Raw genomic sequence first — 12,515 nt, 5'->3', positions numbered from 1 at the left:
CTACGTCTGGCGAGGGCGATACACGGCATCACCTTCGCCAATCACCTGTCAGCCCACCGCGCAGATTCCACTATTCCGTGCGACAGCGCGTTGCTAGAGTTGGTCGCCATAACGGCCAGTGGTCGAGCCGCTCCATGCGATGGTGGCGAAAGCCAGTCCGTGTCGCTCCGATACCTTGACTGTGCACCTCTGAAAGCAATCGTGGCGATGCTCCGGCCGAGCAGGGTGATGTCTTGGTTCGCGCAACCGTCCTTCAGGGTTGAGAAGCATCAGGGTGTGGAACCAGGCGCGATCGGTCTTGAAAACCTTCTGCATGATGATGCTCCTTCGAATCACGGATTCAATCAGCACTCACATTGCAACCCGACCGAGTTCGCAACAGCGGGAAGGACGAGGCTGAAGGTCGCGCCGAATCCGGGGTTGTTGGAAGCCGTAAGGCGGCCATCGTGGGCTTCGATGATGGAACGAGATATGGCAAGTCCGATGCCCATTCCCTTGGTCTTGGTCGTGATGAACGGGTCGAAGATGCATTCACCTTCGGTGATGCCGGAACCATTATCGATGACTTCGAGTTGTATCGACAGCTCGTCCAGGGGTCTTGCGGTGATAAGGATTCTGGGCCGGCGGCCCGTGCTATCGGTCGCCTCGATGCCGTTGCAGATCAGGTTAATCAGGACTTGCTGTATCTGTATTTGGTCCACAAAGACCGAAGGCAGGTCTCCGGGAAGGTCGAAGACAAATTCGGCAGCGCACTTGTTCGCCTCTTCACGCAGCAGGCGTACGGCTTCAAGAATCATGTCCTCCACGTTCCGTTCGCGCTTCTGGAGCGATTCTCGCTTGAATAGCGCGCGGATACTCTGCATCGTCTGGTCCGCGGAACGGGCATCCTGAATCAGGCATTTCAAGGAGGCGCTGGCCTCGGTCAGGTTCGGCGGTGATGCGGCGAGCCAACGCCTGCATGCCTGCGCATTCGCCATGACGGATGTCAGTGGCTGATTGAGCTCGTGCGCGATGGACGCGGACAGCTCGGCAACCGTGGCAATCTTCGTTGCCCTGGCGAGTGCTGCCTGGGTGTGCCTGAGCCTGTCCTCCGCGCGCTTCCGTTCGTCAATGTCGGTGCAGACACCGTACCAGTGAGTGATCTTGCCCGCCTCGTCGCGGAACGGTTCGGCGCGAACAAGGTACCAATGCAAGTTCCCATCCGCTGCGGTCAACTGGAGCGTGTCCTCGTAAGAACTACCTTCGCAGACGGCTTGCATCCAGCGCGAACGGACGCGGTCGCGGTCGTCTTCCGGAATGATGCTGAAGAACTTCGATTCGCGGCCGTCTTCCTCGCTCCTGCCAATGAATGCCAGCATTCGCCGGTTCCACCAGTTGATGTTTCCCCCAGGTGCGGCTCTCCAGATCATGGCAGGCATTGCGTCTACGAGCCTGCGCAGGTAAAGCTCTTCTTTTTGTAACGTTACTTGAGCAATCTGGCGGTCATGGACATCAGTGGAAAGCCCATACCACTTCACGATCTCACCGCTGGCGTCCCGCATGGCGGTGGCCTTGGATTGAAACCAACGATACGAATTGTCGGCGGCACGGAGTCGATGGACCGAATCGTAGGCCTTGCCGGTCCTGAGAGATTCTTCGAAATCCCCGATTGCCGAGGCTGCGTCCTCCGGATGCACGAGGTCGTACCAGGCTGCCGTAGCGCATTCATCGAGCCGGAGTCCTGTGTACTCCTCGGCGCGCCTGTTGACATACTCGATCCGGCCCATGGCGTCCACGCGCCAGAGCAGGCTGGGAACGGTTTCCGTGAGCCAATTGAGTTGGGCCTCACCTTCCCGGATAACCTCTCTGGACTTGTACAGCTCGTCGACATCGATGTTCATGCCGTACCACTTGTAGACACTGCCATCCTCGTTGAAGTACGGAACGGTGCGCGAAATGCGCCAGCGATATACGCCGTCGCTCGACGCCCAACGGTAGGTGGTATCGAAGGTCGTCTTCTCCTGCACGCAGCGTAGAAAGCCTTCCCTGACTCTTTCCTGGTCATCGGGGTGCATGAAACGCAGAAATCCAAAGTTCCGCAAGCTTTCCAGCGTGGCTCCCGTTTCCTCGAGAATCGCTCGATTGACGTAATCAAAGTCATGCTCTGTGTGGGTCGCAAAGCGGCCAGGCAATCGATCGAGGAGCTCCCGAGCTTCCTTTTCGCTTGCTTGCAGTGCCGCTTGAGCCTTGACGGTGTCATCCACTTCTACCCCGATGAGGTACCAGTTGATGACGTCCCCATTGTCGGCGAGGACAGGCTCGGCCAGGAGATGCTGCCAACGGTATACCCCGTCGTGCTGAAGCGTCCTCAAAACAATGCTGACTGGCCTTCGCTCCGTGATGCCCGCTTGCCATTGGGTACGCGCGGCGTCCTTGTCCTCCGGGTGGATAAATTCCATCCACCTATTGCCGATGATTTCCTCAAAGGGTCTTCCCAACGCGGCGATAGCCACTTTATTGACAAAGATAAGTTCGCCGGTGGGACTGCACACACATACGCATGCGGGAACAAAATCCACAACGTGTCGATATGATTCGTCGTCGGTGCGGTGGCGGCAGGACTTGGCCGCTTCCCGGTCGTGCAGGTGCACGCCTCGATCAAACGGGTCCGCCTTCAATCCTGCCGCTGCACCTGGCTGTCTCGAGCGTGGTGACACAAGCTCGGCACAAAGCCATGCCGCGATTATGGTGATGGCGAAGTGCGCGACCGGACTCCACCCGGGAGCAGGGTGATGAAGGATCAGCAGTGCTCCGACCAATCCGAGCGAGGTGAATCCCGCGGCCAATCGTCCGGGGTTGCGGCCGAAGAGGCGGGTCGACAGGACAACCAATACAACGGAGAGGCTTCCCATTTCGGATGGGAGCAGGCCTGCCACCATGGACGCGCCGGATATGGCGACCCCGAGGGTGGAAACGCGACATACATGAGTTATCGGCATGGCATGCAAGTCACTGTCAACTTTGTCGGCGCACATGCGCCATGGCCGTGCACCGCATCGTGGCTTCAAAGAGCCAGGACAAAGAGCCTACAAGACTGAGTCCGGCGGCGACACTACATGTTTATGTCATCCCGGACGCTGCCGCCGTGCTTGCGATGCTCAGGCCATGAACTTACCTAAGCGGCCGCATGCCAGGTGGGTGGCATTCCGGCTCATGCGTTCGCGCGCCCGCGCGGTCCGGTCTCGCGCAGGAACAGCGCAAGGATGACGGCAAGTACGATACCGCCGAGCAGCCACGCACTTGCGGCGCGGAACTCCGCCAGGTTCATTGGGCCGCCATTCGCGACGTGGGCGAGCAGCTTGCCATAGTCGGGCGTGAGCAAAGCGCTGAATGTGAACACGAGGAAGTTGATCGCCCCGGTCGAGCTGCCCTTCACCTTGTCCGAATTGACCTCCTTGATTACCGTGTAAGGCAGCATCGCCGCGCCGGAGCCGATGCCGAGCAGCAGGCCGAGCACGTAACGCGGCACCACGCCGGCCGGAAGGTAGAAGATGCCGGCGCCCGACACAAGCATCGGCAGCGCGCCGACGATCAGCACGGGCTTGCGTCGGCCCAGATGGTCGGAAATGTACCCAAGCAACGGGCAGCCGATCACCCAGCCAAGCGGCACCATGCTCGCGCGGTTGATGGCCTCGGCATAGCTGACGTCGAGGCCGTTGTGCAGGAAGGGATACCCCAGATCATGTCGCCAATCGTGGTCGGCAGAAACAGCAGGCCAGCGCAGAATCCGCAAAGATACGACTGTGGGTTGTTCAGCACCTCTTTGTATGGCGCGAACATCTTCACCCACGAGGTTCAGCGGTGGTCTCCGGAATCGTGCTGGCTTTCGAGCTCGGCATGAATTGGAGCGAGCTGTCGCGCCATAACAGCTGGCAGGGCGAAAGACTGCGATTACACGAACGCCGTCCCGCGCTCGCGGTCCGGTCTCACGCAGGAACAGGGCAAGGACGATTGCGAGCACGATGCCGCCGAGCAGCTGCACGCTTGCCGTTTCCACGTCCTGACAACCCGAGCGTCGGCATGACGCAACACCGACGCGGCGTGGCCTCACTCGTACGTTGCTCTGATGGCATAATTTCACTTTCGTGAAATTTCTGACACCTCTATGCCCAGGCCACTCCCGGATCCAACTCCGCCATCACGCGCGACAATCCGTAGCATTGGCCAGCTTGGCGACCGGGAGATCTCTCGTCTGACCAGTTGCAGCATGGGCTGGTCCGCGTCGGGAAGGCGAGGAGCCGTAGCCGATGATGAACGGACGGGAGAAGTCAGACTCCGCAATAGTAGCGAGGAAGCCTGCGAACAACGCCGGGAAATCGGCTGCGGAGTGGGTGGAGCGAAGGGCGGGGACCAAGGGGAACATGGGACAGTCCAACACGTGCCGGGCACAGAACCGGGAAAGCAGCGTGTCACAGGGGCTGGAACGTGTACGGCAAGCTGCAAGCCAGCGGAACGTAGCGAAAAAAAATTTGTCACCGGGATATCCGGCTGGAAGCCTTGTCGCACAAAGGCGGCGGAAAATGAATTGACAATTTTATAGTCACTTCGGACACATTAAAATCGTCAATTCATATGTGATCGCATTAAGTTCGTCACTTAAAATCGCCGATTGTCTGATTTGGATGCAACCTATTGAATTATTACGTAATTCTAGATGTTATGGTGCTGTTCGCGCTGGCTCTGGCGCGGAGGGCGCGCCGCTTCGGAGCATTCGGGTCGAAGCTGATTCGTGGGCTTTTTGTCGGCGTCCTTCTGGACGGCAAACTGACGACGGCTCGTACGGGTAAGCAGCCGAATATTGGCTTTTTAGGTGTGCCGTACCGCATTGCATGGCGGCCCTGCGGTGGACGGGTTCGTGCAGGCGGCCCATTGCGCGCGGCTCGTTGTCGCCCACACACCGCCTCGCCAGTAACAAATTCATTTCGCTTGCGCTAGTGCCTTGATTCTGTGGGGTTTTCTCGTGAATCGAACGACGGTTCGAGACGAAATGACACCTTTATACGCGAAGTAGTGACACTATTATTTTCGTATATGGTGGGCGGTGGAGACGACGGCCGTTCCACGCTACAACATCCTCCACGCCAGTGCGCCCTCGTCACACAAAGTGCGGAAGACCCAACTTTCTTTTGGTCTACGACTGCGCACGCTCGCCAGCGACCGTGAGTTGCTCAACGCAACCATCAAATTGCGCGAGGACTCGCTATCGCTGCTGCGCAAGTGCTACGAAGCGGGCGAGACGACCGACCTGGACCTGGCCCGTGCCGAATCGGAGCTTGGAACGGCGCGGGCCGACCTAGCGTGCATCGAACGTCGCCGCGCCAACCAGGAGCACGCGCTTGCCGTGCTGACCGGCGTGGCGCCGTCGCAGTTCGGACTGGCCGCTAGGCCGTTCGATACGGCGCCGCTGGCGGTGCCGGCCGGGCTGCCGTCGGAACTGCTGGAACGCCGTCCCGATATCGCGGCGGCGGAGCGCCAGATGGCCGGCCGCCAATGCGCGCATCGGTATCGTCAAGGCCGCGTTCTTCCCACGCATCTCGCTGACGGCGCTGTTCGGCTTCGAGTCGTCGGACCTGTCGAACCTGTTCAAATGATCGTCGCGCACGTGGATGCTAGGCCCGCTGGTGAGCACGACCGTGGCGCAGACCGTGTCCGACGGTGGCCGCAACAGCTCGAACCTGGCCGGCGCCCGCGCCGCGCATGAGGAAAGCGTGGAACGTTACCAGCAGACCGTGCTGGTGGCCTTCCGCGAAGTCGAGGACTGCTTGCCGACGTGCGCTGGCTCAGCCCGCACGCACCGGCGCGTGGAATCCGCGACGATAGAGCTCACTCTTAGTCAGGTGGACGACTTTTGAGCGCCCTGCCGACTACTGCAATTCAATCTTGGCCGTCGCCGCCAGTCGCTTCCACCTGGCGATCTCCTCTTTCTGATATTCGTGGAGCTCGGATGGTGTCGAAAGCACCAGTGAGACCGAGAGCCGCTTGTAGTAGTCCTTAATCTCTGCGGACGCTCCGGCTTGTGCAAATAGTTCGGTCAGTCGTCGAACGATTGGCGCCGGCGTCTTCGCGGATACCACAGCGGCGACCCAAATGTAGGCGAGAAAATCTGGAACGCCGGCTTCGCTAATGCTTGGCACGTCGGGTAGCAATGGCGAGCGCTGGGCCGCAGTGTATGCCAACGCCCGCAGCTTCCCAGCCTTTATCAACTCGATCGCCCCGGTGGCATCCACGACGGCGAAGTCCACGTTGGCGGCCATGACGCCGTTGATGGCGTCGCCCGCACCTTTGTATGGCACACCCGTAGTCTTCATGTGGCTTTGCTCGTTGAGCCACTCGCTATACAGCGTGTATGAAACGGAACCAGTGCCGTAGTTAAGCACGCCTGGTCGCTTCCGGGCATCTTCCACCAGTTCCTTGAGGGTGCGATATCGTGAACTGGCTGGAACGACGATGACACAGGGACCACGCGACAGCAGCGTGATGGGCGCGAAGTCGGTCAGGGGATCATAAGGCAGCTTGCGGAAAGTGGCGGCGTTGGTGGAGAGCGTGGAGTTGCCACCAATGAACACTGTGTAGCCGTCGGCGGGAGCGCCAAGTACGGTCTGCACAGCGATGAATCCGTTGCCGCCAGGCTTGTTTTCGACCACGACGCCTTGCCCAGTTAGGTCGCTGATCTTCTTGGCGAAGATCCGGGCAGTCATATCTGTCGAGCTACCAGCGGGAAATGGAACGACGAAGCGGACCGGTCGGCTTGGAAATCCCTGAGCCTGTGACCATGCGACGTGCGGCAGCCCGACGAGGGTCGCGGCGACAGCCGCTCCGGCCATGAGGTTGAATAAGCGACGGGAAGCGCTAGTGAAGGTGGTCATGTAATCTCCTGTGTCGCACGTCCGGCGTGTCGATACGGATGCTTCTTTCTTTAGCCTGGTGCCGACGAAAATGCGCAGTCCAGACGGAGAGGCGCTTGACGCGCCTTGACAGCGATTCCCCGTTCTCCCAATACAGCGTGGATGTGGTCTGCATGAAGCGCCAGTTATATGGTGCATGGCGTTGCTGTCTTCAGTGATACAGAAAGGATCAGGTTTTTGAAGGCAGATCGATATCTGAGCGTGCGCCTTCAACGACTCCGGAACTTTGAAGTTCACTGATCGCAAAGGCATCCCTTCCAAGCAAATTGGCAAGAATCTCCGCCGTATGCTGCCCTCGTAGGGGTGGAGCCCGCCGATATTCGACCGGCGTGGCTGAGAAACGTACGGGATTTCTCACCGTGCCGATGATTCCGCCCGCTGCGTGAGGCAAGTCCACACGAAGTTGGCGATGAGCTACCTGAGGATGTTCAAAAACTTCCTCATAGTTATTAATAGGACCGCATGGAATTCCGGAGTCAAACAGGAGATTGCACCAGTAAGAGGTGGTATGTTGCCTGATGATTCCGGTCAATATCTCGAGCAGTACCGGACCATTGAGTTGGCGGTCCTTCGTGGTGAGGAAGCGGGGGTCTTCCGCAAGATCCTTGCGATCGATTTCGGAGCATAGTCTTCGATACTGCAAGTCGTTTCCGCACCCGATGATGATATGTCCGTCAGCGCTCGGGAAAATCTGATATGGAGTAATGTTCGGGTGGGCGTTGCCGAGGCGCTTCGGAACTTTGCCGGTTGTAAAGAAGCTTGCAAGCGGGTTGGCACCAAAGCTTACGATTGTATCCAATAGCGAAATGTCGATGTGTTGGCCTCTCCCAGTGGCGTGCCGATTCTCGACAGCGGCTAAGATGCCGATCGTCGCATTCAACCCAGCAACGATGTCAGTAACGGCAGGTGACGTTTTCATCGGTCCTCCGCCAGGATTTTCGTCGGCCTCGCCATTGATACTCATAAGACCGCCTTCACCCTGAAATATCAGGTCATATCCGGGTCGACTGGCATAAGGACCATCCTGACCGTAGCCGGTTACAGAGCAATAAATAATACGCGGATTGATCTCCGCCAAGTCTTCATATGAAAGGCCATAGCGGCGGAGATCTCCGACCTTATAGTTCTCGACGAGAATATCCGATTTTTTTGCCAGTTCTCTCACCAGATCCCTGCCTGCCGGGCTGGAAAGATCGATTGCGATTGAGCGCTTGTTGCGGTTGGTGGAAGAAAAATACGCCGAGTCGTCTGTCTCGTTACCCACGGCATCGCGTATCCACGGTGGTCCCCAATGCCGGGTGTCGTCTCCGACCGATGGGCGTTCGACCTTGATAACGTCGGCACCAAAGTCGGCAAGCATTTGTGTACACCATGGACCTGCCAGCACTCTGCTCAAATCAAGTACTCGCAGATTTGAAAGGGGTCCAGCCATTGCATATCTCCGATTTCTACGTGATGGTGTCAAATCCGTTCGCAGTCAGGAACGAGGTGAACCAAAGCCTGAAACGATTACCGGGTTGCTCATGCGCGGAAGTAACGACGTACCCAGAGGAGGGCGCGCTCACGAGGCGCCACTACTGCTCGCACCGACCACGCGCAGCCATTGCGCTCCCTCCGGAAAACTGGGCGAAGACAGCTGCGGAATGTAAAAGGCTTTAAGATACGACTCAAGCCGATTGCACATGCAACACTGCTTTGCCTACGACTTTGCGCTCACCGACATGCTTTAGCGCATCAACAACCTGCTCGAAAGGGTAGCGGGCAGTAACTTCGGGCTTCAATAGTCCGTGCTCCCAAAGATCGCACAGGTGCCGAATATTGGCGGCGGCAGATTCCGGGCTACGTTCCAGCAGGATGCGGAAGCTTGCGCCGATTACTCGCGCTTGCTTTAGGAAGATGAGATTGGCCTTGATGTTTGGGACGATGCCGCTTGCATACCCAGCGATCAGATACCTCCCATACGGGGCAATCGCCCGGATTGCACTGTCCGTCGCATCTCCCCCAACGATGTCCATAATGACCTCGGCGCCTTTACCGCCGGTCAGTTCCTTGATGCGATCGCGTAAAGATTCGTCGCCCTGAATCAGTTCATCGGCGCCGTGCTCCTTGCACTTCGCCAGCTTCTCGGCTGTACTCGCGACCGCAATCACGCGCGCTCCGAGCGCCTTGCCAATCTGAATGGAACAGAGCCCAATTCCGCCGGAGGCACCAAGCACAACGAGTGTCTCGCCTTTCTGGAGTGCGCCTGCGTCGACAAGGGCGTGATGCGCAGTGCCGTACACGACAGAGAACCCGGCGGCCGTCTCGTCGCTCATCCCATCCGGTACCTTAAATACGCGGGTGGCCGGCACAACGATTTGCTCCGCAAAGCAGCTGTCCCCCGCATAGGTCATCACGCGGTCTCCGACGCGCAGAGCCGAGACATCTGGGGCTGTTTCCAAAACGACCCCTGCAGCTTCGATACCCAGAACAAACGGGAAGGGGGGCTTGACGTGGTACTTCCCCTGGGGCATCAGCACATCGGGAGGATTGATGGCGGCGACCTTTACGCCGATGCGGACGCATCCATTGCGCAGCTCTGGCTCCGGAACTGACTGGATACGCAACTGTTCGAGAGGGCCATATTCCGAGACTACGACAGCTTTCATGTTGGGATCTCCATGCGGATGTAGGAAAGGGTTGCATATTGAGCGGAGGATGGCGACGACATCTGGCATTCGGGAGCTAGCGCCGAAGTCAGTCCGGAATCTTCAAGGGTCGTATGCATTGATTTACCGCGCAGGCCACTACTGATGGCGATGATTGAAGCGGCATTGAAATTCAACTAATCTGCATCCGCAACAGTGCCGAGGCCATCGTTTTGGCAAGGTTGTCCACCCGCAACGACTCAGGACCACCTCCCGGCAATGCACCCGAAAATACGATATTCAACGCCATGATTTTCCGCACTTCGTGTACCTCGATATCGGTCCATGGCATGAGTTCGAAGTGCCGCTTCAAAGCCGTCGTTGTCACTTTCGACCGGATAAGTTCGAAAGCCGTGGCATCCTTCGCGAATAGCCCGATGTTGACCTTGTCGCCTTTGTCTCCACTGCGTGCCAGTGCAATGTCATTCAGAGTAAGTGGCTTCTGCATTCTCACGTTTCAATCATAGTCATGCGAATCTGGTTCTCTACGAGCTCACGAGCGACCAAAGTTGGCCAAATCGATGTTAGCTCGCGCACATCACTGTTTGGTAACGCCGCGACAAAGGGGGGGCCGCCGACCATCATCCAGGGGAAATGCTGACCAAATGCTGCTGCGAGCTTCCTGTCTCGCGCCTTGACCGCGACCCGCAGAAAGACTTCGTTCAGTTCGTTGACGAGCGATCGGTCCGAAAGGGGGCCATGCAGCGCGTTGAAGCCGAGATAGCTGATGTCAATCTCTTCGTATAGGGCTCCCGAGTCCGCAATGACGGCTTCCACGATGGCGGCTGCTGCCTTTGCCTTCTTCATGGCATCGGGCCAACTGTAGCCAAGCATCGCGCTGGCCACGAAGCCGGCCGGATAGCCTGCGACGAGTTTCAAGCGATCCGGACGAGGTTTGCCAGTGGCCCCTTCTACGCGCACCTTGTCGTTCCCGAGATCGACAAGCGAAATCGACGACATATCGAGCACTACATCGGGGGAGACATAAGCCCTTGGGTCATTCACTTCATACAGCAGTTGTTGCCGCACTGAGTCGAAATCGATCCGACCTCCGCTTCCTTCTGCCTTGTGGATAACAGCCACGCCAGACTCGTCGACGGTAGCGACCGGGTAGCCGAGGTGCGCAAGGTCCTGGATGCTTTCCCAATCGCCGCCGAAGTTGCCGCCACTGACCTGGCCAGAACACTCCAGCAAATGACCTACCGCCAGCCCCCGGGCCAGCTTGTCGTATTCGTCCCATTTCCACCCGAACTCGTGGATCAATGGCGCGAGGAATAAACATGCATCCGCTACGCGGCCGGTCACTACAATGTCCGCACCAGTTTGCAACGCCTCAACCAAAGGCTTCGCGCCAAGATAGGCATTGGCGAAACTGAACTTGTGAAGCACCGGATCAACTGCTTCCCCGGTATCCAGATTGGTCAGGGACTCCCCATGCTCACGAAGCTCTTCAAGCCGATGGAGCACGTCGTCGCCTTCAACGACTGCGATGCGGGCTTTGTATCCATTGGCGATGAATGCTTCGCTCAACGCCTGCCCTGCACCCGCCGGGTTCAGCCCGCCAGCGTTCAGGATGAATCGTGTCTTCTGATCGCGCGTGATGGGCCATAGTGCGCTCATCAGAGGGATAAGATCGCGTGTGTAACCCAAACGACCGTCTCGATGCCGATCCTTCTGAAGGATCGAGAGCGTCAATTCACCAAGATGGTCTGAGCATACATATTGCGGACAATTGGCTTCGACGCTGCGCTTCACATGCGCGATAGAGTCACCATAGAAGCCCAGTCCTGCGGCAAGCGTTACTGTTTTCACGAGTCCCACGCATTCATCTGTACGTTGATCAGAGTGTATTCATGGGGCGTTCACGCGTACATCGCATATTTTAGTAGCCCTCATGCGGCGATATCGAACACCATGCCGGGGGCGCGGTCGATGTGGCGCGTAGAGTTGCTGTACGCGGCGCAGATATCCTCAATCAGGGAACGGCCCGCGAGGGAAAGTGCATTGAGTTCGCGCACTACGATAGATCGCTGACGGACGGCCCAGCTTTCCTGCACCGGAACCACGCACAACTTCATCTGCTCCTGGTGCCGCAATGCCGCAGACTCTGGAACCAGAGCGACACCGACCCCGGCTTCAGCCATGCAACACATTGCCTCGAAGCTCCGTACCTGGATACGCACCTTCAATGGCTTCCCATGCTGCCGTGCTACATCGCGCACGAACGACAACATTGAACTACCCTCGTGCAGGCCAATTTGCGGGTAGTCGAGCACGTCAACATAACGAACGGAATGATGGGCGGAAAGTGGGTGAGATTGCGGAGTGACTAGGACGACATTGTCGCTGCTGAACGGGATCACCTGGAGACCCTCCTGCGCAATGGGTCCGGCAACTATGCCGATGTCAGCGGTTTCTTCCAGCACGCCGTTCACGATGTCGGCAGTCACTCGCTCTAGCATGTCGACGGTGATGCCTGGTCGCTTGGCCATGAATCGCGCGAGAATCTCCGGCATGAACTCAGTCACGGCGGTTGTGTTTGCAAAAATACGCAGACGTCCGGCGCCGGACCCGTCCACGTCGAATTCGTCCTGAAAGAGATCGACCTGTCGAAGCACAAGACGCGCATGCCTGTGAAACGCGGTTCCCAGCGCAGTCAGCTCAAGGCCTTGAAGATTTCGATAAAAAAGTGGAGCGCTCGTGTGTTCCTCGAGTTTCCTGATACGAGAACTCGCCGCCGAGGGGGACAGAAACACCCGATGGGCCCCCCGGGTGAGGTTCTGCTCGTCGGCCACGGCGAGAAATAGTCGGAGGTCGGTCAAGTCGAAGTTGATCTGCATGTTGAACGCCCGTGTGCGCGCGGGGAAGATCACGACAAACGCGC

General features: G+C 58.2%; 10 protein-coding genes and 1 pseudogene. 1 reads left to right on the top strand and 10 read right to left on the bottom strand.

Annotated elements, in window-relative coordinates:
• Positions 1 to 93: 93 nt before the first annotated feature.
• The 3 genes from K307_RS47635 to K307_RS06630 all read right to left on the bottom strand — a co-directional run bounded on the left by K307_RS47635 (position 94) and on the right by K307_RS06630 (position 4,021).
• Positions 94 to 315, bottom strand: coding sequence for a hypothetical protein (locus K307_RS47635; RefSeq protein ID WP_155301100.1), 222 nt, complete (start codon positions 313 to 315; stop codon positions 94 to 96).
• Between the two features lie 29 nt (positions 316 to 344).
• Positions 345 to 2,918 (bottom strand): PAS domain-containing sensor histidine kinase, encoded by a 2,574-nt coding sequence (locus K307_RS06635; protein WP_196251528.1) that lies wholly within the window; start codon positions 2,916 to 2,918, stop codon positions 345 to 347.
• Between the two features lie 272 nt (positions 2,919 to 3,190).
• Complete coding sequence (locus tag K307_RS06630) at positions 3,191 to 4,021, bottom strand: MFS transporter (RefSeq protein WP_230625555.1); 831 nt, start codon at positions 4,019 to 4,021, stop codon at positions 3,191 to 3,193.
• Between the two features lie 1,155 nt (positions 4,022 to 5,176).
• Here K307_RS06630 and K307_RS06625 point away from each other — a divergent pair.
• Positions 5,177 to 5,839: pseudogene (locus tag K307_RS06625) on the top strand (TolC family protein); the annotation flags it as partial.
• Positions 5,840 to 5,903: 64 nt separating this feature from the next.
• On the opposite strand, the gene K307_RS06620 reads toward K307_RS06625, so the two are convergent.
• The 7 genes from K307_RS06620 to K307_RS06595 all read right to left on the bottom strand — a co-directional run bounded on the left by K307_RS06620 (position 5,904) and on the right by K307_RS06595 (position 12,471).
• Positions 5,904 to 6,905, bottom strand: coding sequence for a Bug family tripartite tricarboxylate transporter substrate binding protein (locus K307_RS06620; RefSeq protein WP_051974719.1), 1,002 nt, complete (start codon positions 6,903 to 6,905; stop codon positions 5,904 to 5,906).
• A gap of 208 nt (positions 6,906 to 7,113) precedes the next feature.
• Positions 7,114 to 8,376, bottom strand: a complete 1,263-nt coding sequence (locus K307_RS45765) for a CaiB/BaiF CoA transferase family protein (RefSeq protein ID WP_080744930.1) — start codon at positions 8,374 to 8,376, stop codon at positions 7,114 to 7,116.
• A 235-nt stretch (positions 8,377 to 8,611) separates the two neighbouring features.
• A complete protein-coding gene (locus K307_RS06610; protein WP_042877131.1) occupies positions 8,612 to 9,592 on the bottom strand; it encodes an NADPH:quinone oxidoreductase family protein in 981 nt (326 codons plus the stop codon).
• A complete protein-coding gene (locus K307_RS47630; protein ID WP_155301099.1) occupies positions 9,589 to 9,768 on the bottom strand; it encodes a hypothetical protein in 180 nt (59 codons plus the stop codon). Before K307_RS47630 ends, K307_RS06610 begins: the two co-directional genes overlap by 4 nt.
• Complete coding sequence (locus K307_RS06605) at positions 9,765 to 10,079, bottom strand: hypothetical protein (RefSeq protein ID WP_042877128.1); 315 nt, start codon at positions 10,077 to 10,079, stop codon at positions 9,765 to 9,767. Before K307_RS06605 ends, K307_RS47630 begins: the two co-directional genes overlap by 4 nt.
• Positions 10,080 to 10,081: 2 nt before the next feature.
• Complete coding sequence (locus tag K307_RS06600; RefSeq protein WP_042877126.1) at positions 10,082 to 11,443, bottom strand: acyclic terpene utilization AtuA family protein; 1,362 nt, start codon at positions 11,441 to 11,443, stop codon at positions 10,082 to 10,084.
• Between the two features lie 80 nt (positions 11,444 to 11,523).
• Positions 11,524 to 12,471 (bottom strand): LysR family transcriptional regulator, encoded by a 948-nt coding sequence (locus tag K307_RS06595; protein WP_230625554.1) that lies wholly within the window; start codon positions 12,469 to 12,471, stop codon positions 11,524 to 11,526.
• Between the last annotated feature and the right edge of the window lie 44 nt (positions 12,472 to 12,515).

Source organism: Cupriavidus necator A5-1 (genome assembly GCF_000744095.1).
Lineage (GTDB): Bacteria > Pseudomonadota > Gammaproteobacteria > Burkholderiales > Burkholderiaceae > Cupriavidus > Cupriavidus necator_A.
This window is presented reverse-complemented; position numbering and strand designations above follow the sequence as displayed.

Coding starts and splice junctions, on each gene's coding strand:
- K307_RS47635 (WP_155301100.1), bottom strand. CDS start 315: ATGCAGAAGGTTTTCAAGACCGATCGCGCCTGGTTCCACACCCTGATG.
- K307_RS06595 (WP_230625554.1), bottom strand. CDS start 12,471: ATGCAGATCAACTTCGACTTGACCGACCTCCGACTATTTCTCGCCGTG.
- K307_RS06620 (WP_051974719.1), bottom strand. CDS start 6,905: ATGACCACCTTCACTAGCGCTTCCCGTCGCTTATTCAACCTCATGGCC.
- K307_RS06605 (WP_042877128.1), bottom strand. CDS start 10,079: ATGCAGAAGCCACTTACTCTGAATGACATTGCACTGGCACGCAGTGGA.
- K307_RS06635 (WP_196251528.1), bottom strand. CDS start 2,918: ATGGTGGCAGGCCTGCTCCCATCCGAAATGGGAAGCCTCTCCGTTGTA.
- K307_RS45765 (WP_080744930.1), bottom strand. CDS start 8,376: ATGGCTGGACCCCTTTCAAATCTGCGAGTACTTGATTTGAGCAGAGTG.
- K307_RS06610 (WP_042877131.1), bottom strand. CDS start 9,592: ATGAAAGCTGTCGTAGTCTCGGAATATGGCCCTCTCGAACAGTTGCGT.